The sequence below is a fragment of the Rhizobium sp. KNZ2-6A genome, assembly GCF_056755475.1.
In genome coordinates this window covers 99,107-118,450 of sequence record NZ_JBNDIC010000017.1, presented here as the reverse complement: position 1 = coordinate 118,450, position 19,344 = coordinate 99,107, and the positions used below count along the sequence as shown (strand labels likewise).

17 protein-coding genes and 1 pseudogene are annotated in these 19,344 nt (G+C 60.2%); 10 read left to right on the top strand and 8 right to left on the bottom strand.

Features of this window, described 5'->3' with window-relative positions; translation table 11 throughout:
* Positions 1-48 precede the first annotated feature (48 nt).
* The 5 genes from ACPYOP_RS14440 to ACPYOP_RS14420 form a co-directional block, all read right to left on the bottom strand.
* Positions 49-1,377: an FMN-binding glutamate synthase family protein gene (locus ACPYOP_RS14440; protein WP_481411056.1), complete on the bottom strand. Its 1,329-nt coding sequence runs from the start codon at positions 1,375-1,377 to the stop codon at positions 49-51.
* A gap of 15 nt (positions 1,378-1,392) precedes the next feature.
* Complete coding sequence (locus ACPYOP_RS14435; RefSeq protein ID WP_481411055.1) at positions 1,393-2,079, bottom strand: protein GlxC; 687 nt, start codon at positions 2,077-2,079, stop codon at positions 1,393-1,395.
* A 30-nt stretch (positions 2,080-2,109) separates the two neighbouring features.
* Positions 2,110-3,018: a class II glutamine amidotransferase gene (locus ACPYOP_RS14430; protein WP_481411054.1), complete on the bottom strand. Its 909-nt coding sequence runs from the start codon at positions 3,016-3,018 to the stop codon at positions 2,110-2,112.
* A gap of 93 nt (positions 3,019-3,111) precedes the next feature.
* Positions 3,112-3,795 (bottom strand): helix-turn-helix domain-containing protein, encoded by a 684-nt coding sequence (locus ACPYOP_RS14425; protein ID WP_481411053.1) that lies wholly within the window; start codon positions 3,793-3,795, stop codon positions 3,112-3,114.
* Positions 3,796-3,873: 78 nt separating this feature from the next.
* Entirely contained in the window at positions 3,874-4,833 is a 960-nt protein-coding gene (locus tag ACPYOP_RS14420; RefSeq protein WP_481411052.1) for a GlxA family transcriptional regulator, read from the bottom strand.
* Positions 4,834-4,922: 89 nt separating this feature from the next.
* Here ACPYOP_RS14420 and ACPYOP_RS14415 point away from each other — a divergent pair, with 89 nt between their 5' ends.
* From ACPYOP_RS14415 to repC, 7 genes are all read left to right on the top strand, one after another.
* A complete protein-coding gene (locus ACPYOP_RS14415) occupies positions 4,923-6,173 on the top strand; it encodes a sarcosine oxidase subunit beta family protein (protein WP_481411051.1) in 1,251 nt (416 codons plus the stop codon).
* Between the two features lie 12 nt (positions 6,174-6,185).
* Positions 6,186-6,464, top strand: coding sequence for a sarcosine oxidase subunit delta (locus ACPYOP_RS14410; RefSeq protein ID WP_481411050.1), 279 nt, complete (start codon positions 6,186-6,188; stop codon positions 6,462-6,464).
* Positions 6,461-9,391, top strand: a complete 2,931-nt coding sequence (locus ACPYOP_RS14405; RefSeq protein WP_481411049.1) for a sarcosine oxidase subunit alpha — start codon at positions 6,461-6,463, stop codon at positions 9,389-9,391. Before ACPYOP_RS14410 ends, ACPYOP_RS14405 begins: the two co-directional genes overlap by 4 nt.
* The gene (locus ACPYOP_RS14400; RefSeq protein WP_481411048.1) at positions 9,384-9,929 is read left to right on the top strand and encodes a sarcosine oxidase subunit gamma family protein; all 546 of its coding nucleotides are present in this window, start codon (positions 9,384-9,386) and stop codon (positions 9,927-9,929) included. The genes ACPYOP_RS14405 and ACPYOP_RS14400 overlap by 8 nt, the downstream gene beginning before the upstream one ends.
* 308 nt (positions 9,930-10,237) lie before the next feature.
* Positions 10,238-11,461 carry a plasmid partitioning protein RepA gene (gene repA, locus ACPYOP_RS14395; RefSeq protein WP_481411047.1) on the top strand — a complete coding sequence of 408 codons (1,224 nt, stop codon included), beginning with the start codon at positions 10,238-10,240 and terminating at the stop codon, positions 11,459-11,461.
* Positions 11,458-12,492: a plasmid partitioning protein RepB gene (gene repB / locus ACPYOP_RS14390; RefSeq protein WP_481411046.1), complete on the top strand. Its 1,035-nt coding sequence runs from the start codon at positions 11,458-11,460 to the stop codon at positions 12,490-12,492. The genes repA and repB overlap by 4 nt, the downstream gene beginning before the upstream one ends.
* Before the next feature lie 188 nt (positions 12,493-12,680).
* Entirely contained in the window at positions 12,681-13,904 is a 1,224-nt protein-coding gene (repC, locus tag ACPYOP_RS14385; protein WP_481411045.1) for a plasmid replication protein RepC, read from the top strand.
* A 171-nt stretch (positions 13,905-14,075) separates the two neighbouring features.
* Here the strand turns inward: repC and ACPYOP_RS14380 are convergent, their stop codons facing one another.
* Complete coding sequence (locus ACPYOP_RS14380; protein WP_481411044.1) at positions 14,076-14,249, bottom strand: hypothetical protein; 174 nt, start codon at positions 14,247-14,249, stop codon at positions 14,076-14,078.
* Positions 14,250-14,574: 325 nt separating this feature from the next.
* The gene (locus ACPYOP_RS14375) at positions 14,575-15,798 is read right to left on the bottom strand and encodes an MFS transporter (protein WP_481411043.1); all 1,224 of its coding nucleotides are present in this window, start codon (positions 15,796-15,798) and stop codon (positions 14,575-14,577) included.
* 99 nt (positions 15,799-15,897) lie between these two features.
* On the opposite strand from ACPYOP_RS14375, the gene ACPYOP_RS14370 reads away from it, so the two are divergent.
* Complete coding sequence (locus ACPYOP_RS14370; RefSeq protein ID WP_481411042.1) at positions 15,898-16,878, top strand: AraC family transcriptional regulator; 981 nt, start codon at positions 15,898-15,900, stop codon at positions 16,876-16,878.
* Between the two features lie 42 nt (positions 16,879-16,920).
* On the opposite strand, the gene ACPYOP_RS14365 is transcribed toward ACPYOP_RS14370, so the two are convergent.
* Positions 16,921-17,535 carry a TetR/AcrR family transcriptional regulator gene (locus ACPYOP_RS14365; RefSeq protein WP_481411041.1) on the bottom strand — a complete coding sequence of 205 codons (615 nt, stop codon included), beginning with the start codon at positions 17,533-17,535 and terminating at the stop codon, positions 16,921-16,923.
* Positions 17,536-17,636: 101 nt separating this feature from the next.
* On the opposite strand from ACPYOP_RS14365, the pseudogene ACPYOP_RS14360 reads away from it, so the two are divergent.
* Both ACPYOP_RS14360 and ACPYOP_RS14355 read left to right on the top strand, forming a co-directional pair.
* Positions 17,637-18,050, top strand: a pseudogene (locus ACPYOP_RS14360) (MFS transporter); the annotation flags it as partial.
* Between the two features lie 55 nt (positions 18,051-18,105).
* Positions 18,106-19,068 carry an MFS transporter gene (locus tag ACPYOP_RS14355; RefSeq protein WP_481411040.1) on the top strand — a complete coding sequence of 321 codons (963 nt, stop codon included), beginning with the start codon at positions 18,106-18,108 and terminating at the stop codon, positions 19,066-19,068.
* The last annotated feature ends 276 nt before the right edge of the window (positions 19,069-19,344 follow it).

Below are 19,344 nucleotides of genomic sequence, written 5' to 3'. Positions count from 1 at the left end.
ACTTCGATGATGCAGGCGGCGGCCGGGCCTTTCGGCCCGGCCGGAACGTCAAAAGCCTCCCTTACCCGGGTACCAATTCGTGCCGGCGAGCGGAATCTGCGCCATGGCGGCAGCTTCCATCGTCAGCGCGCACAGGTCCTCGGGCTCGAGGTTGTGCAGGTGGTTCTTGCCGCAAGCGCGGGCGATCGTCTGCGCTTCCAGCGTCATGACCTTCAGATAATTGGCAAGACGACGGCCAGCGGCAATCGGGTCGAGCCGGCTTGCGAGCTCCGGGTCCTGCGTCGTGATGCCGGCCGGGTCCTTGCCCTCGTGCCAGTCGTCATAAGCGCCGGCCGTCGTGCCTAGTTTCTGGTACTCTTCCTCCCACTTCGGATCGTTGTCGCCAATCGCGACCAGCGCCGCCGTGCCGATGGCGACCGCATCCGCGCCGAGCGCCAGAGCCTTGGCGACATCCGCGCCGGAACGAATGCCGCCGGAGATGATGAGCTGCACCTTGCGATGCATGCCGAGATCCTGCAGCGCCTGAACGGCGGGTCGGATACAGGCAAGTGTGGGCATGCCGACATTCTCGATGAAGACGTCCTGGGTTGCGGCCGTGCCGCCCTGCATGCCGTCAAGCACGACCACGTCGGCACCGGCCTTGACCGCGAGCGCCGTATCGTAATAGGGGCGAGCGCCGCCGACCTTCACGTAGATCGGCTTTTCCCAATCGGTAATCTCGCGCAATTCCATGATCTTGATTTCGAGATCGTCCGGACCGGTCCAGTCGGGATGGCGGCAGGCCGAGCGCTGGTCGATGCCCTTTGGAAGATTGCGCATATTGGCGACGCGATCGGAGATCTTCTGGCCGAGCAGCATGCCGCCGCCGCCGGGCTTTGCGCCCTGCCCGACGACCACTTCGATTGCGTCGGCACGGCGCAGGTCTTTTGGGTTCATGCCATAGCGCGAGGGGAGATACTGATAGACCAGCGTCTGCGAATGGCCGCGCTCCTCGTCCGTCATGCCGCCGTCGCCGGTCGTGGTCGACGTGCCGGCAAGCGTCGCGCCTCGCCCGAGCGCTTCCTTCGCGTTGCCGGAAAGCGCGCCGAAGCTCATGCCGGCAATGGTGATCGGGGTCTTCAGCGTGATCGGCTTCGTGGCGAAACGGCTGCCGAGGACGACGGTCGTGTCGCATTTTTCGCGATAGCCCTCGAGGGGATAGCGCGAGATCGAAGCACCGAGAAAGAGCAGATCATCGAAATGCGGCACCTTGCGTTTCGTGCCGGCACCACGAATGTCATAGATACCGGTCGCCGCCGCACGGCGGATTTCCGCCAGCGTATGATCGTCGAAGGTGGCGGACTTGCGCGGCGGCGTATGCGGATTGTGGTAGCTCATAAGGTCCCCTTCGCCTTAATACGCGTCGGCATTGTCGATGTTGAAATTATAGAGCTTACGCGCCGATCCATAGCGCTTGAACTCCTCCGGCTTGACGCCGCGAACGCCGGCCTTTTCCAGAAGCTCGGAGAGCTTTGCGAGGTGCTCCGGGCGCATCTCCTTTTCGATGCAATCGGAGCCGAGGCTTTTCACCGAACCGCGAACAAAGAGCTTGGCCTCATAGAGGCTGTCGCCCAGCGCATCGCCGGCATCGCCAAGCACGACCAGATGGCCGGATTGACCCATGAAGGCGGACATATGGCCGATATTGCCGTAGACGACGATGTCGATGCCCTTCATCGAAATGCCGCAGCGTGAAGCGGCATTGCCTTTAATGACGAGCATGCCGCCCTGCCCGGTCGCACCGGCATATTGGCTGGCATCGCCTTCGATCACGACCGTGCCGGACATCATGTTTTCCGCAACGCCCGGGCCGGCGGAACCATGCACGGTGACGTTGCCGCCATCGTTCATGCCGGCACAGTAATAGCCGACGGAGCCTTTGATATCGACGGTGACCGGCGCATCGATGCCGGCGGCCACTGCATGATGACCGCGCGGATTGACGACTTCGAAAGCTAAATCGTTCGCGCCTGCGGGAAGGCCATGAAGGGCACTGTTGAGTTCGCGAAGCGGCGTGACGGATAGGTCGAAAACTGGCATGAAAAACTCTCTCGATTGCAGCGCGCCCGATCAGGCAGCCTTTTCGTGATCCCAGAAATAGACGGTTGCCGGCTCCGGCTCCCAGATGCGGGCATCCTCGATACCCGGGAGGTTGACCAGCGCGCGATATTCCGAGCCGAAGGCGACATATTGATCGGTCTCCGCCATGACGGCCGGCTTGCAGGCGATCGGATCGCGAACGACGCCGAAGCCGGATTTGGTGCCGACGACGAAGGTGAAGAAACCGTCGAGATCGTCGACCGCGCTTTCGAGTGCCGCCCCGAGATCCTTGCCCTTTGCCATCTCGGCCGTGAGATAGGCGGCGGCCACCTCGGTGTCGTTTTCAGTTTCGAAGATCATGCCCTCGCGCTTCAACTCGCGGCGCAGATTGTTGTGGTTCGAGAGCGACCCGTTGTGAACGAGGCACTGGTCGGAGCCGGTGGAGAAGGGATGCGCGCCGAGTGTGGTCACGGCCGATTCCGTCGCCATACGCGTATGGCCAATGCCGTGCGTGCCGGACATGCCGGTGACGCCGAAGCGCGAGACCACGTCTTTCGGCAGGCCGACTTCCTTGTAGATTTCGACGGTATCGCCGCTGCTCATGACCCGGATATTCGGACGCGATGCCGTCAGGGTCGCCCTGCCCTCATCGAGCTTGTCCTTGGCAAGAGTGATGACGGCATGCGTGCTCTTGACCACTACGGTCACCGGAATGTCGAGCGCCCGTCTCAGCTCATATTCCAGCCCGTCGAAATCCTTTGTCGGATCGGCTGACTGAACGGTTATCTTCGCCGTGTTGCCATTATCGCTGCCGTAGATCGCGATGCCTGCGCTATCAGGTCCGCGATCGGTCATCGTGATCAGCATGGAAGACAGGAGCGCGCCGAGTTTCGGCTCCAGCGCCTTATCTTTCAAGAAGAGACCGACAATTCCGCACATGCCCAAACCCTCCGTTTTCGCATCTGCAAAAATGGCTATCAGGTCCATCGCGGGTTTTCAACTCAAAAGAATAAATTTTTCCTTTAAGGCAAGTTAATCGGTCTTGCCCCGCTGAGGATAGCTGATGATTGACAGATATTTCGCCGGCAGTTTTACCAGCACCTCCGGCCCGTGCGGCGCATCGGCATCGAAGAAGAGGCTGTCGCCGGGCTGCATGGGATAAAGCTGGTCGCCGTGACGGTACATCACCTCGCCCTCGAGCATATAGAGGAACTCCATGCCCTCATGCTGGAATGTCGGAAAGACATCGGAATCGGCGGTCAGCGTGATGAGATAGGGCTCGACGATGACGCCGCTCGAATTGTTGTCGATGTGGCCGAGTAGATTATATTGGTGGCCGGCGCGCGTGCCGCGGCGTTCCAGCTCGACGCCCTGGCCGGCCTTGACGAATACGGCATTGCGCGGCTCCTCATAGCGGCGGAAGAAAGCGGTCAACGGCACGCCGAGTGCGCGCGACAGCGATTGCAGCGTCGTCAGCGACGGCGAGATATTGCCGTTCTCTATCTTCGACAGCATGCCAAGCGAGATGCCGGTTGCGGCCGCCAGATCCGTCACCGTGATGCCGAGCTTCTTGCGATAGGCGCGAACCTCATGGCCGATCGCCATTTCGAGATTGTTTTCCTTCGGTTCGCGGAGCGCATGCGGATTCTGCAAAAAAGCCGACCGCCCGGCGTGGGATTGATCGTCGGTCGATATTTTGTCTGCCTTGGTTTTCATTCGACGTCCTTTTTGTCGGCAGGGCTTGCTGGGAATGACTCTATCCTCCCAGTGAAATTTCCTCAACTGCCACGAAAATCAGGGGCGGCGGGTTTCGCCGGGCGCCATGCCATAAAGAGAGCGATAGGCTCTTGAGAAATGCGCGCCGCTGGAAAAGCCGGTGGCGATGGCGATTTCGGAAATTGAAAGCGGGCTCTGCTCCAGAAGCCGCCGGGCATGCTCTAGGCGTATTCGTCGATATTGCTCAAGGAATGTCGCGCCGAGATGTGTGGCGAACAGCCTGTCGAGATGACGCGGCGTGACACCGGCAATGCGCGCCATGGCGGTACGATCGAGCGGCATCTCGATCGTCTCTTCCATTTTTTCGAGCACGCTCAGCAGACCCGGATGGTGAACGCCATAGCGCTCGGCGAGCGAGCCGCGCTGCGGCGCCGCAGGTTCGCCCACTTCGGTGTGCAGATACCAGTCGCTGACGCGCCGTGCAAAATCGCCGCCCATGCGCTCTGATATCAGGACATGCATCATGTCGAGCGGCGCGATGCCGCCGCCGCAGGTGATGCGATTGCCGTCGATGACGAAGCGCGCCTGACGCGGCGACAGCGCCGGAAAGGCTTCCAGCAATGCGGGCGCATGTTCCCAATGAATAGTGAAATCGCGCTCGGGCAGAAGCCCGGCGGCGGCAAGCAGATAGGGGCCGCCAGAAATGCCGCCGATGCGCATACCTTCGCGCGCCAGCTGGCGAAGACAGGCAAGAACGGCGGGATAATGCCAATCGCGCGGTGACCCGCCAGCGCAGACAAAGACCGTGCCGAGGCCAGATCCACGACCGGGAAGCGGCCCGGCCGGTACGGGGACGCCGCCCGATGACAGCGCCGGAGTGCCGTCCGGCGAGAAAGCCGACAATCGATAGATTTCGCGCCCGGCCAGCAGATTGGCGGCGCGCAGCGGCTCGCTCGCCGAAGCATAAGACATCAGCGCGAATCCCGGGATCAGGATGAAACCGATATTTTGGGTATTTCTTCCATCGATTGGCGCCATGTCCCTTTTTTATCAAAATAGGTCCCAATCAGGCAAGTCGCCATTTCCCACTCTGGCATCATGAGCACCAGTTCAAAGCGGATCGAACCATGCGCTATTCGGCTTTCTCTGTTTTTCTCAATGGGCTTCGCGGCAATACCGGCTGGGCGCCTGCCTGGCGCCAGCCCCAGCCGAAGCCGCATTATGATGTTATCATCGTCGGTGGCGGCGGCCACGGTCTGGCGACGGCCTATTATCTTGCCAAGACCTTCGGCATCACCAATGTCGCCATTCTGGAAAAGGGCTATTTGGGCTCGGGCAATATCGGTCGCAACACCACGATCATCCGTTCCAATTACCTGCTGCCCGGCAACAACCCTTTCTACGAGCTCTCGATGAAGCTCTGGGAAGGGCTGGAGCAGGATTTCAATTTCAATGCCATGGTCTCGCAGCGCGGCGTGCTCAATCTCTTTCATTCGGATGCGCAGCGCGATGCCTATACGCGACGCGGCAATGCCATGCGCTTGCACGGCGTCGATGCCGAATTGCTCGATCGCGAAGCCGTCCGCAAGAAGCTGCCCTTCCTCGATTTCGACAACGCCCGCTTCCCCATCATGGGCGGCCTGCTGCAGCAGCGCGGCGGCACGGTGCGCCACGACGCCGTCGCGTGGGGCTATGCCCGTGGCGCGGACAGCCGCGGCGTCGACATCATCACCGGCTGCGAAGTAACCGGTATTCGTTCCGACAATGGCCGCGTCCTGGGCGTGGAAACCACCAAGGGCTTCATCGGCTGTGGCAAGCTGGCGCTGGCGGCAGCCGGCAATTCCACCGTCGTTGCCGACATGGCGGGGCTGCGTCTGCCGATCGAAAGCCATGTGCTGCAGGCCTTCGTCTCGGAAGGATTGAAGCCATTCATCGATTGTGTCGTCACCTTCGGCGCCGGGCATTTCTATGTCTCGCAATCCGACAAAGGCGGCCTCGTCTTCGGCGGTGATATCGACGGCTACAATTCCTATGCGCAGCGCGGCAATCTTGCGACCGTCGAGCATGTCGCCGAAGCCGGCGTGGCGATGATCCCGGCGCTGACCCGGGTGCGCTACCTGCGCAGCTGGGGCGGCGTCATGGATATGAGCATGGACGGCTCTCCGATCATCGACCGCACCCATATCGACAATCTCTATCTGAATGCCGGCTGGTGCTACGGCGGCTTCAAGGCGACACCCGCCTCGGGCTACTGCTATGCCCATTTGATCGCCCGCAACGAGCCGCATGAGACGGCCAGGCAGCTGCGCCTCGACCGGTTCCAGCGCGGCTATCAGATCGACGAAAAGGGCGTCGGCGCCCAACCGAACCTGCATTGAGGACATGACACGATGGCAAGCCTGATTTCCTGCCCTCACTGCGGCACCCGTCCCAAGGAGGAGTTCACCATCAAGGGCGATGCAGGCCTCAGTCGTCCCACCCCGGATGCCGGCGCGGAAGATTGGTATGATTATGTTTATCTGCGCGATAATCCCAAGGGGCGGCACAAGGAATATTGGCACCATTCCTCCGGTTGCCGCCGCTGGCTGATCGTCGAGCGCGACACCGTCACCCACAAGGTCCATGGCGTCAGAGATGCAGCACTTGCCAAGCTCGGAGGTGGCGCATGAGCAGCTATCGCCTCTCCTCCGGCGGCCGGATCGACCGGTCCAAAACCATTGCCTTCAGCTTCGACGGCAGGAACCTGACCGGCTATCCCGGCGACACACTCGCCTCCGCCCTGCTCGCCAACGGTATCCAACTCGTCGGCCGCAGCTTCAAATATCACCGCCCGCGCGGCATTCTGACGGCAGGGGCGGCCGAGCCCAATGCACTCGTCACGACTGGGACTGGCGGGCGAACGGAAGCCAACACCCGGGCCACGATGATCGAGCTCCATGATGGGCTGGCGGCGCGCAGCCAAAACCGCTGGCCGTCGCTCGCCTTCGACGTCGGCGCCGTCAGCGGTCTGCTCTCACCTTTCTTAAGTGCCGGTTTCTACTACAAGACCTTCATGTGGCCGGCCGCCTTCTGGGAGAAAGTCTACGAACCGTTGATCCGCAAGGCCGCCGGTCTCGGCAAGGCTTCCTATGAAGCCGATCCGGACTCCTACGAGAAATGCTGGGCGCATTGCGATCTGCTCGTCATCGGCGCTGGTCCTACAGGTCTTGCTGCGGCGCTGACGGCGGGACGCGCCGGAGCGCGTGTCATTCTCGCGGACGAAGGCTTCGCTCTCGGCGGCAGTTTGCTTACAGAGCCCAACTCGCCCCTTAAGGACATGCTGGACGAGCTCGATAGCCTGCCAAACGTGCAATGCCTGCCGCGCACCACCGTGATCGGCTGGTACGACGACAACGTCTTCGGTGCGGTCGAACGCGTCCAGAAGCATATGGCAACGCCCGATCCACGCGTGCCCGTCGAACGTCTCTGGCGCATCATCGCCAAACAAGCGATCCTTGCGACCGGCGCCGAGGAACGGCCGATCGTCTTCGGCGGTAACGATACTCCGGGCGTCATGATGGCAAGCGTCATGCGCAGCTATCTGAACCGGCAGGCTGTCGCTCCCGGCAAGCGCACCGTGGTCTTCACGACCAACGATTCCGGCTACCGGACCGCCGCCGACCTCGAAGCTGCGGGCGTCGAAGTGGCCGCCATCGTCGATACGCGGAGCAATAGCGAATACTGGAATGGCAAGGCGCGGGTCCTGACCGGCGCATGCATCGTCGATGCACTTGGCGGAAAGCAGCTGCGTCGCGTCGGCATTGCGAGTGGCTTGGGCACGCAGGAGATCGAGGCCGATGCGCTCGCTATGTCCGGCGGCTGGAGCCCGATCATCCACCTTGCCTGCCATCGCGGCGCCAAGCCGATCTGGTCGGAAAAGCACGCGGCTTTCCTCGCGCCGGAGAGACAGGATGGCTTGCTGATTGCCGGCTCGGCGGCCGGTCTCGCATCCACGGATACTTGTCTTGGCGATGGGGCTATCAAAGCTGCCGAGGCGCTGGAAGCAATCGGCTTTGGAAAGGTTGACCCCGCCTTTGCTTCAAAGGAGGAAGCCCCACCCGCTGCCAAACCGCTCTGGCATGTCAAAGGCGGCAAGGGGAAGGCCTTCGTCGACTATCAGAACGATGTGCACCTCAAGGATCTCGGCCTTGCCGTGCGCGAGGGCTATGGCGATGTCGAGCTTGCCAAGCGCTACACGACCAACGGCATGGCGACCGACCAGGGCAAGCTTTCCAATATCAACGCCATCGGCATCCTGGCCGAAGCCCGCGGCGTCTCACCGGCTGAAGTCGGCACCACGACATTCCGGCCCTTCTATACGCCGGTCTCTTTCGGGGCGCTCACGGGTGCCTCGCGCGGCAAGCACTTCCAGCCCGCGCGCAAATCCCCTTTGCACCAATGGGCGAAGAAGAATGGCGCGGTCTTCGTGGAGACCGGTCTCTGGTATCGGTCCTCCTGGTTTCCGCGCGAGGGCGAGAAGACCTGGCGTGAAAGTGTGGATCGCGAAGTGCTGAACATCCGCAAGAATGCCGGCATCTGCGATGTCTCGACACTCGGCAAGATCGAGATCTTCGGCAAGGATGCCGCGACCTTCCTCGACCGGATCTATTGCAACGGTTTCGCCAAGCTCGCCGTCGGCAAGGCGCGCTACGGCATCATGCTGCGCGAGGACGGCATGATCTATGATGACGGCACCACCAGCCGCTTGAGCGAAGACCATTTTTTCATGACCACGACGACGGCGCTTGCAGCCGGCGTGCTGACGCATCTGGAATTCTGCGCCCAGACGCTATGGCCCGAGCTCGAGGTCTACTTTGCCTCCTCGACCGACCAATGGGCTCAGATGGCGGTGGCAGGCCCGAAATCGCGGGCAATCCTCTCCGAGATCGTCGACGAGGACATATCCGATGCCACCTTCCCGTTCATGAGCGCACGTCCGGTTTCACTGTTCGGCGGCAAGCTCGAAGGCCGGCTCTTCCGCATCTCCTTTTCCGGCGAGCTCGCTTACGAGCTCGGCGTGCCCGCGGCCTATGGCGAGTTCGTTGCCGACGCCATCATGCAGGCAGGCGAGAAGCATGGTATCTGCGCCTATGGCGCCGAAGCGCTTGGCGTTCTGCGCATCGAGAAGGGCCATGTCACCCATGCGGAGATCAACGGCACGGTAACGCCAGGCGATCTCGGCTTTGCCCGGATGGTCTCGACGACGAAGCCCGATTTCATCGGCAGGGCGATGCTTGCGCGCGATGGACTTCAGGCAGCGGATCGTCCGCGCCTCGTCGGCGTTAAACCGCTGGATCCGGCCACAAGTTTCCGCACCGGCGCCCATATCCTGGCAGATGGCGCGGCGGCGACGCTCGAAAACGACCAGGGCTATGTCACGTCAAGCGCCTTTTCACCGAGCCTCGGCCATACGATCGGGCTGGCCCTGGTCAAGAACGGACCGGAGCGCATCGGCGAGAAGATCACTGTCTGGAATGGCCTCAGAAACGAATACACGAATGCGGTGATCTGCAGTCCCGTCTTCATCGACCCTCAGAACGAGAAGCTCCATGTCTGATTTGCCCACATATAGACCGGCCCTTGCCGGCAAGCCCGCTTTGGGTGGCGAAACTGTCCGGCTGGAGGCCCTGCCCGAGGGGCATCTCCTGCATGTCATGGGCGCTGTCACGACAGAAGAGATCAGGGCGCATCTTCTTGCCGCCGGTCTCAAGGAAAGCTCGGTGCGGCCGGCCGTATACCGGCAATGGTATATCGCCGGCAATGATCGGCTCTCCGATGTGCATCTGCGGGCATTGACCGAGGTGCTTGCGGGCAGCGCCTTCATCTCCGACCAAAGCCACGGCCGTATCCGTATCCGCCTCTCAGGCCCCAATGCTGCTCAAGTCCTCAATAAAGGCACCGCCGTTGACCTGCATCGGGCGGCCTTTCCCGTGGGGAGCGCGGCAATGACGCTCTTCGGTCACATCTCGATGCAGCTCACGCGCACCGGCACCGACGATTTCGAGCTTACCGTGCTGCGCAGCTTTGCGGAATCGCTCTATGAGGAGCTCGAGGCACTGGCTTTTGCCCATGGCGCTGAGCGCTTCGCATCCTGAACGACCTCGCCCGCCGACGGCAGTGATTCGCTTCAGCCATGCCGCCCGCCCAATGCCGAAAGCGTTGCTTGTTCAGTTATATCTCGCAGTTTGCTACCAAAAGTGTGAGTAACCGTATCGGGCAACTGTTACGATGTGATGAAGTAAATATAACAAAATCAAATAGATAAATGTCTTCAGCTTGATAAGATTTCGTCATACGCTGATCAGCCATTACGCCTTAATCTCTGGACGGTCTGACAGAATCGTGTTCTACCTTTTGTCGGGCATAGGTCGGCAAACCGGCATTAGGCCGCCAAGAGGGACAAATGGCGATAGCAGAGCGCACGGAGACGATAGCTCCTTCCAAGGAAGATGCAGGCGGCAAAATTGCGCGCCATGCAAATCTGCTGTCTGGCCAGCTACAGCAGCTTAGAACCCGCATGTATCCGCCGAAGTCCGAAAAAATACTCCGGCAGTTCCTGACCAATGAAGTGTCCAAGCTGACATCGATCCCGGATTCGACCCTGAAACTGATGTCGAGCGAAGGACGAGGCCCTGCGCCCAGCCGGTTGGAAAACAATCATCGGGTCTACACGCTCGCACAGATCAATGAATTACGCGAGCTGTTTGCAAAGCAGAAGCCGTCGGATGCCCTGCGCTTCCTGCCGCGCCGCCGCCCGGGCGAACATCTTCAGGTGCTGGCGATCGCTAATTTCAAGGGCGGAAGCGCCAAGACGACCACCTCCGTTCATCTTGCCCACTACCTCGCGCTTCACGGCTATCGAGTGCTTGCGCTCGACCTCGATCCCCAGGCGTCGCTTTCGGCCATGTTCGGAGCGCAGCCGGAGGTCGATGTCGGGGCAAACGAGACCATCTATGCGGCCTTGAGATATGACCAGGCCGAAAGACGCCCGATCCGCGAAATCATCCGCAAGACCTATTTCGATGGCATCGACCTCATTCCGGGCAATCTGGAGGTCATGGAATATGAGCATGAGACCCCTCGTGTTCTGGCGCAGAAATCGGGTGCCGGCGCCATCTTCTTCGAGCGGCTCAAGCTTGCGCTTGCCGAGGTCGAAGGGGATTACGATATCGTCATCCTGGATACGCCCCCCTCGCTCGGCTTCCTGACGCTGAGCGCGATCTACGCGGCGACAAGCATGATCATCACGGTGCATCCTGCCATGCTCGATGTCGCATCGATGAGTCAGTTCCTCCTGATGATGGGCGATCTGATCAGCGTACTCAATGAAAGCGGCGCCCAGCTCGACCAGGATTTCATTCGCTACCTTGTCACGCGCCATGATCCGAACGATGCGCCGCAGTCGCAGGTGGTTGCGATGCTGCGCCATCTGTTCGGCTCCGATGTGCTGTTGCCGACGGCGATCGAAAGCACGGCCGTCGAAGCCGCCGGGCTTGCCAAGCGTTCCGTCTACGAACTCGAAATGGGCCAGATCGGCCGCGATACGCAGAAGCGCGCGCGGGAGGCCGTGGATGCGGTCAATGAGGCGATCGTTCAACTCATCAACACAAGTTGGGGGCGTGGATGAGCAAAAGTCCGAGGAAATCCATCGTTGCAAGTTTCGGCCTTCTTTCCGCCGAATTGGAAGGCAGCGAAACTGCCGTTGAACAGCCTTCGCCAGCCCCTGCCCCCGCGGCACAGCCGGCTCGTGTCGGAGCAGGCGTCATCGGCGCCGCACATCGCGCGATTGGCGATATTCGCGCGGAACGTGACCGGCTGCGCGCCATCGTCGAATCAGGTGAAGGCTGGGTTCAGGATCTGGATCCCCATATCATCGATCCATCCCCCTATCCGGATCGTCTTCCGGACGACCATCAGCATGATTTCGAGAGATTCAAGCGCTCGATCGAGGAGGAAGGCCAGAAGGTTCCGATCCAGGTCCGGCGGCATCCGTCCTCGGCCGACCGGTATCAGGTGGTCTATGGTCATCGCAGATGGCGGGCTGCTCTAGAGCTCGGCCGTAATGTGCGCGCCATAGAGGTCGAGATTTCGGATCTCGACCTCGTTCTCGCGCAGGGCATCGAGAATGCCAGCCGACAGGATCTGACGTGGATCGAGCGTGCCTTGTTCGCCTCGCGCATGGACGATGCCGGCATCAAGGCGCGGCACATCTACGCGGCGCTCTCGATCGAGGACGCGGAGCTTGCCCGAATGCGCAGCGTCTATCGAGCAGTCCCGGCCGATGTGATCGAAGCGATCGGCCGGGCGCCGAAGATCGGACGCCCGCGTTGGCTGGAACTGGCTAAGACAGTGTCTGAACGGCAGGATGCACTGCAGGTGGTGCGTGCCGCCCTTTCCGATGCAACTGGGGCAAAGGAGACCTCGGACGAAAGATTCCAGCTGGCGCTGAACGCGATCAAGCCCCGCTCCGGTTCGCGCAATATCCAGGTGCCGATTTCCGATGCGTCGGGAACAAAGCTGGGAGCGTGCGTGATATTGCCTCGCGAGATGCGGATCTCCGGCGAGGGTAAGCTCGGAATAGAATTCATAAAGTTTGTCGAGGAGGAGCTGCCCGATCTGGTCGAGCGCTTCGCCCGCCGAAAAAAGCCTAACCCCTGACAGGTGTCAGGGTTTTTCAGATCGGAAAGGAAACCTAGCAAAAGAAAAAAGGCCCCCAAACGTTGCCGTCGTGGAAGCCTTCTCTTCAATGTAGCAACTGAAGAATCGCATTTCCACGAAACCCAGTCAAGAGTTTTTGGCACCGTTTTTGGTGAGCGGATTTCTTTTGCCTTGCGAGGGTGAGGGAAATGCAGAATGGAAGTGTGACGACGCCCTTTGGGCGGCGGCCGATGTCGCTTGCCCTAGTGCGGCGGCAGGTTGCCACGGCCGAGATCGCGCCTGGCAAGACGGCCGATAAATGGAAAGTCTTTCGGGACGCATCCGAGGCCAGGGAACTGCTGGGATTGCAGGATCGCAGCCTGGCGGTGCTCGATGCATTGCTGAGCTTTTATCCCGATAACGAGCTGCGCCAGGACGCGCAGCTTATCGTCTTTCCCTCCAATGCGCAGCTGACCTTGCGCGCCCATGGTATTGCCGGGGCGACGCTTCGCAGGCATCTCGCGCTCCTCGTCGAGGCCGGGCTGATTGTTCGCAAGGACAGCGCCAATGGCAAGCGCTATGCCAGGAAGGACAGGGCGGGCGAGATCGAAAATGCATTCGGCTTCGATATTTCGCCGCTTCTGCTGCGGGCAGAGGAACTTGCAGTCATGGCGCAGAAGGTGGCAGCAGACCGCCTTGCATTCCGGCGAGCCAAGGAAAGCCTGACGATCTGCCGGCGCGATGTGCGAAAGCTTATTACGGCCGCGATCGAGGAAGGTGCCGCGGGCAATTGGGCAATGATCGAAGATATCTACATCGGCCTTATCAGGCGTATTCCGCGCTCTCCGTCGATGCCGGAGGTCGCCGGCATCCTGGAAGAGATGGAACTTCTGCGAAACGAGATCGTCAACCTTCTGGAAAGTCAGCAGAAAACTGCAAATAATAGCACCAATGATGCTCATAATGAGCGCCATATACAGAATTCAAACCCCGAATCCATCTATGAACTTGAACCAAGCTCTCGAAAAGAGCTAGGGGCGAAACCTGAGAGGAAAAGTGAACCGCGCAGCGAGACGATGCGAACGTTCCCATTGGGTTTGGTGCTGAAAGCTTGCCCGGAGATTATTGCCTACGGGCCAAATGGGGCCATCAGCAATTGGCGGGAGCTGATGGCTGCCGCCGTCGTGGTTCGATCGATGCTAGGCGTCAGCCCTTCGGCCTATCAGGATGCCTGCGAGGCGATGGGGCCCGAGAACGCCGCCACGACAGTCGCCTGCATTCTTGAACGGTCGGGGCACATCAACTCCGCCGGCGCCTATCTGCGGGATCTCACGATGAAGGCGAAGCGCGGCGAGTTTTCCGTTGGCCCGGCAATCATGGCCCTGCTCCGAGCAAACGGCCATGGCGACCATGTGACGGGAAAAGCCTCGTGAGATAATCCTCCTCGGCACATGCCGAACCTTATTTGCCGCCGGAGACAGTGTTGGCGCGGCAACAGATTGGCCGCTCGTCTTTCTCATAAACGATACGGCCACAGCCGAAGGATTTAGCTGTGGCCGATGGACACGGTCGAAGATGGTCGACCGTGTCTAGCAAATACGGGCTTAGCGGCAGACGCGTTCCTTGCGAATAACCCAATGGCCGTGAACCTTATGCTTCACAGTCTTGACGAAGCAGTCATGATGATGATGGCGGTGGAACGGAGCAGCCTGAGACGGGGCGCTGACAGCGACGACGGATGCCAGGGCGATTGCGGAAGCAAGAAACAGGTTTTTCATGTTGGTCCTCGTAAGCATTGGGGGTTGATGCTGCGCGATAACGCCTGACTTTGATGCCCCAATTCGACTTAACTGAAAATGAATAGGATGCTTACAAATTTGTAATGCTTCGGGCGATGCCTCACCGAAGAGGAGCAACGGATTGGGAGCCGATGCGATCGGTGATCGCGTATCTTCCTTTCGCCGCAAGCATGGCATTGCTCCCTCCCCTCCTTGATCCCGCCAGTTGATTTTCCGCTGGGCAACCGAGGGTGTTTCCGATCGCTGCCTATCTGCGGCTCGAAAGTTACCCTCGATTATCGGTGCAGACCTGCGATCTTGATCGTCAGCTTTGAACAAGAGAGGTCTGCTTGCCGCCCCGTGCTGCCATCAAGAGAGTTCCCGCAAGGCAAGCGGCTCCGAGGAACGACATGACGCCTAGCGGTCCCTGCAAGTCGATCAATATGCCGCCCAAGACCGCTCCGCTCGAAATAGCGACCTGGAAAGCGGTCAGAAGCAGTGCTCCTGCGCTTTCAGCTTCGTCGGGAGCGGCACGCGTGATGTAGCTCTGGATGGAGACAGGAAATGCGCCGAAGGCGAAACCCCAAATAGCAACTCCGACAATCGCCGCGAGCTCGGACGCGCCTACGGTTACGAAGATGGCGGCGGCGACGGCAATCAGGCTCGACGAGAAGACGGTGCCAACAGCAGCGCTGCGCTCCGCGATCATGCCGCCGACAATATTGCCGAAGAAACCACTGACGCCGTAGGCGAGGAGCACCAGCGACACCATCTCGACGTTGAGGTGGGCGATGCCTTCCAGATAGGGGCGGATGTAAGTGAAACCGGCGAAATGGCCCGCAACGGTGAGAAGGGTCGTGATCAGACCGACCCGGATCTTGGGCCGCGTCAGAACGGCGCCCATCGTTGACAAACCTGCGTGACCTGCCGGTGGCAGCGATGGCACGGTGATAGCCTGGGCAATGAATGCAACCACGCCGACAGCTCCGGCCAGGACAAAGGAAGCTCTCCATCCAAGGGTTGCCCCCACATAGGAGCCGAGAGGTGCCGCCGTGACGGTAGCGATGGACACGCCGGTAAAGATCATCGCCATCGCCCGGGGGAGATGCTCAATCGGGACCAGCCGCATTGCAAGTGCGCCGGCCATCGCCCAGAAACCGCCGAGCCCGACGCCCAGCATAACTCGTGATACGAGAAGCGAAATCAAATTGTTGGCGGTTGCCGCCAAGGCGCAGGAAAGGATCAGAAGAGCAGTAAGGCTAAACAGCACACGGCGTCGATCGAAACTTCGAGTGGCTATGACGATACCCGGGCCTGCAAATGCAGCAACGACAGCCGTTGCAGTCACCGTTTGGCCGGTTTCCCCGGCTGAGAGCCCAAGATCGGAGGAGATTGGGGTGAGCAGACTGGCCGGCAGAAATTCCGCCGTAACGAGACCGAAGACACCGAGAGCTAGGGCGACGACGGCATCCCATCGTGGTCTGTGGGATGTCTCTGACGTCGGCTGGTTGTGAGGGGATGGATTGGGCTTGAAATCGCTCTCTGCCATGGCGCGCGTCCTATATTAAGATGTCTTGGCGTGTTCTTGATGCCATTGAGCAAAAAGGTAGTCGTGACAGCCTGTACTTTCCATGCTAGGAAATCCGAGATGCTTGACCATTCGTCCAAAGACAATACTGGCGTAACTCGCGATGCTCTGAGCGAGATGCTGAGAGGCTTGCGGCTCGATGGTGTTGAATATGGGCGCTGTCGGCTCTCTGAGCCGTGGTCGACCTATTTTGCGCCGCAGTCGTCGGCGAGATTGCATTTCATTTCGTCCGGTTCCGCCTGGCTTCAGGCACCGTCAGGCGATTGGCTTCAGTTGGGGCCTGGCGATGCTGCGCTTCTGCCGCGTGGCAACGCGCATGTGATTGCAAGCGAGCCGGGCATTCCGCCGGTGCCTTTCGAGCAATTTGACCGCAAGGAGGTCTGCCAGGATGTCTTCGATCTTCAGTGCCCCGATGCCTGCGGGGGAACGGTGGCTTTGACCGCGGCGATGCGCTTCAATATCGACAATCTTCATCCGCTGCTGCGGTTGATGCCTGACACCATGCTCACCAGCGATCTGGCGAAGAACGAGCCGGCCATTCCGCATTTGCTCGATGCCATGACGCGTGAAGTGCAGATGGATCGGGTCGGCGCGGGAGGCATACTCGCAAGGCTTGCGGATGTCTTGACCGCGACGTTGATCCGGACATGGGTCGAACATGGCTGCGGCGATACCACCGGCTGGATTGCCGCGGTGCGCAACCCCGAAATCGGCCGCGTGCTGGCCGCTATTCACCTCGAGCCGGACCGTGACTGGAGCCTGGCGGCACTTGCGAACCTAATGGGGATCTCACGGTCGGGTTTCGCCGAGCGTTTCCTGAAAGTCGTGGGTGAAACGCCAGCACGCTACGTAGCCAGGGTGCGCATGTATCAGGCCCTTCAATGGCTGCGTGGCGGAATGCGTGTGTCCGTGGTCGCACAGAGATTGGGCTATGACGCAGAAGCATCGTTCAGCCGTGCCTTCAAGCGTATTATCGGGGCTCCACCGAGCCAGTTCCGCAAGGGCAGCGGAGCTGAAACGAATTCGCTCCCTGTGGATTGAAGTTCTCACTATCGAGATTGTGTAACGCCGGCTGTAATCGTTTCAGAGCTTGTCAGCCTTCGCCGATAACGCGCTCTTTAACGGCAACAGCGCGTGAGACAATGTAGACAGCAGGATGTCTCTTGGCACGCCGTCGGCCGCCTGCACCGACAAACCGTGGAGAAAAGCAGCGTAGAATTCTGCCAGTGCGTGGGGGTTCGCATCGGGTTTCAACTCTCCGGTCTCCGACGCCTTTGTCAGCCGCTCGCTTAAGGAAGCAGCGCGGTCCCGCCGGTATCTGCCGAGCCGCGTGCGGACGGCGCGGCTATTGATCGTGTAGTTGGTGGCCGCCATCACGATCATGCAGCCATGTGGGTGATTTGGGCGAGTGTAGAGCAAGGCTGCATCCCGCAGAAGCCGCTCGAAGGCAACGAGAACATTCGGCTCCTCAGCCAAAGCGCGCGTAGCAAATCCGCCTTCGCCAGAAGCATAAAGCGTGACCGCTTCCTGGAACAGTGCCTCTTTCGATGCAAAAGCGGCGTAAATGCGCGCCGACGCGATACCCATCGCACCGACGAGGTCGGCCATCGAGACGCCTTCGTAGCCTCGCTCCCAGAAGAGGTCGCGGGCTTTGGCCAGCGCCTCGTCACGATCAAATTCCCGCGGCCTTCCCGCCATGCTCGACCTCAATCTTTGTCATTTGACAAATAAGCGCCTTGACTCAGCTATGCAAGCCTAACATTGTTTGTTGATCGACAAAAAATGGACGGTGAGGATAAATGGACCACATTGCGGAAAGACCATCAGTCGGGGCAGGCGCGGCGAATTTCAACCGAGCGGCTGCACTAGCGCTCCTCGCGTTCGCACAGTTGATCATCTCGCTCGATATCAACATCGTCTTCGTCGCCTTGCCCAAAATCGGCGAGGGTCTCAACTTTTCCGGTCAGACGCTGCAATGGGTCGTCAGCGCCTATACAGTCTTCTGCGGTGGCTTTTTGCTATTTGGCGGGCGAGCCGCGGACCTTATTGGCCAACGCCGATTGTTCGTCACGGCGCTGGCGCTTTATGCGGCATCTTCGCTAGTGGGAGGATTGGCCTGGCAGCCGGCGATCATCATTATGGCGCGAGCCGTCCAAGGGATCGGCGGCGCTTTTCTTTTTCCCGCCACGCTCTCTCTCGTCAACCGGCTTTTCCCGGAGGGGGTAGCGCGCAACCGGGCTCTGGCAGTCTGGGGAGGAGCCGGTGCCAGTGGTTACGATCGGATCGCTCGCCGGCGGTTTTTTAACGAGCGCTTTTGGCTGGCCGTCGGTGTTTTTCGTCAATGTCGTCCTCGCCGCGGTCGCAATCGTGGCTGCGTTTTTTGTCATCCCGCACGATCCTCACCAGTCTTATCGTCGTTCCTTCGACCTGCCGGGAGCGCTGACGGTCACTGGAGGCGCCACCCTGTTGGTGTTCGCGCTCGTCCAAGGACCGGTGTTCGGATGGAATGCCGCACCGATTCTCTCCGCGTTTGGCCTATCGGCGCTTCTACTGCTGGTATTCGTGGTCATCGAGCGGCAAAGTCGCGATCCTTTGATGCCTCTCAGGCTGCTTGGCAATCGCATGCTCGTGGCGAGCATGGCCATCACCTTTCTCTACATGGGTACATTTGGAGCCCTGCCCTATTTTCTGACGGTGCTGTTCCAAGATATCCATCACTTCACAGCCTTAGAGACAGGCCTTGCCTTCCTGGTTCCTTCGCTTGCCATTGCCGCCGGCACTCAAATCGGCGAGCGATACGCGTCGCGCATTTCGGCACGATCGACATTGATTGCGGGAATGCTGTTGGGCGCAGCGGGCACGGCCATCATGGTGGTCGGGGCATGGCCGGAAAGTAGCTATGCAGCCATCATTCCGGGTCTGCTCGTTTCGGGAATTGGTCAAGGCATCGTGTGGACCGCAATGTGGATTATTGCCGGTTCCGGAGTTTCGGATTGCGAACAGGGCGTTGCGTCAGGGATGGCGTCGACCGCGATGAACATAGGCAACGCCGTTGGTCTTGCCGTCCTCGTTGGTTTTGCCAATGCCCACGCCGGTTTCGCAGAGGGCGAGGTTTCGGCCGGCGATCTTGCGAGCGGCGTTCGTCTCGCGTTCTGGCTCTGTGCGACGGGCGGCGTCATTGCTACAATTATTGCCATGGCAGCGCTGATCCGGCCGCGGCAGTTGCAGTAAGGCGCAGCAAGCATCTGCTATATCCGGCGAGAAGGAAAAGTCGTGCGCCTCGTCGCCCGGCAGTCCTTCCGTCTCGCAAGCGATTTTTCCAATCTCGCCGATGTCGAGGAAATATTCAAATTATCAATCAGCCATGGCACCGAGTTTAACCTTGGGTTCTGACGGCGATTAGCTGGCGGTCTGACGGTTTCGAGATACCTGGGCGGGCAGTGCTACCGCCTCCCCCAGCCCACTCGGACCGATATTGAAAGCGCGCCCGCCGATGGATGCTTCTCC

What these genes read in the sequence shown, in the direction of transcription:
- ACPYOP_RS14440 (WP_481411056.1), bottom strand. Translation starts at nt 1,377, where the DNA reads ATGAGCTACCACAATCCGCATACGCCGCCGCGCAAGTCCGCCACCTTC.
- ACPYOP_RS14435 (WP_481411055.1), bottom strand. Translation starts at nt 2,079, where the DNA reads ATGCCAGTTTTCGACCTATCCGTCACGCCGCTTCGCGAACTCAACAGT.
- ACPYOP_RS14430 (WP_481411054.1), bottom strand. Translation starts at nt 3,018, where the DNA reads ATGTGCGGAATTGTCGGTCTCTTCTTGAAAGATAAGGCGCTGGAGCCG.
- ACPYOP_RS14425 (WP_481411053.1), bottom strand. Translation starts at nt 3,795, where the DNA reads ATGAAAACCAAGGCAGACAAAATATCGACCGACGATCAATCCCACGCC.
- ACPYOP_RS14420 (WP_481411052.1), bottom strand. Translation starts at nt 4,833, where the DNA reads ATGGCGCCAATCGATGGAAGAAATACCCAAAATATCGGTTTCATCCTG.
- ACPYOP_RS14415 (WP_481411051.1), top strand. Translation starts at nt 4,923, where the DNA reads ATGCGCTATTCGGCTTTCTCTGTTTTTCTCAATGGGCTTCGCGGCAAT.
- ACPYOP_RS14410 (WP_481411050.1), top strand. Translation starts at nt 6,186, where the DNA reads ATGGCAAGCCTGATTTCCTGCCCTCACTGCGGCACCCGTCCCAAGGAG.
- ACPYOP_RS14405 (WP_481411049.1), top strand. Translation starts at nt 6,461, where the DNA reads ATGAGCAGCTATCGCCTCTCCTCCGGCGGCCGGATCGACCGGTCCAAA.
- ACPYOP_RS14400 (WP_481411048.1), top strand. Translation starts at nt 9,384, where the DNA reads ATGTCTGATTTGCCCACATATAGACCGGCCCTTGCCGGCAAGCCCGCT.
- repA (WP_481411047.1), top strand. Translation starts at nt 10,238, where the DNA reads ATGGCGATAGCAGAGCGCACGGAGACGATAGCTCCTTCCAAGGAAGAT.
- repB (WP_481411046.1), top strand. Translation starts at nt 11,458, where the DNA reads ATGAGCAAAAGTCCGAGGAAATCCATCGTTGCAAGTTTCGGCCTTCTT.
- repC (WP_481411045.1), top strand. Translation starts at nt 12,681, where the DNA reads ATGCAGAATGGAAGTGTGACGACGCCCTTTGGGCGGCGGCCGATGTCG.
- ACPYOP_RS14380 (WP_481411044.1), bottom strand. Translation starts at nt 14,249, where the DNA reads ATGAAAAACCTGTTTCTTGCTTCCGCAATCGCCCTGGCATCCGTCGTC.
- ACPYOP_RS14375 (WP_481411043.1), bottom strand. Translation starts at nt 15,798, where the DNA reads ATGGCAGAGAGCGATTTCAAGCCCAATCCATCCCCTCACAACCAGCCG.
- ACPYOP_RS14370 (WP_481411042.1), top strand. Translation starts at nt 15,898, where the DNA reads ATGCTTGACCATTCGTCCAAAGACAATACTGGCGTAACTCGCGATGCT.
- ACPYOP_RS14365 (WP_481411041.1), bottom strand. Translation starts at nt 17,535, where the DNA reads ATGGCGGGAAGGCCGCGGGAATTTGATCGTGACGAGGCGCTGGCCAAA.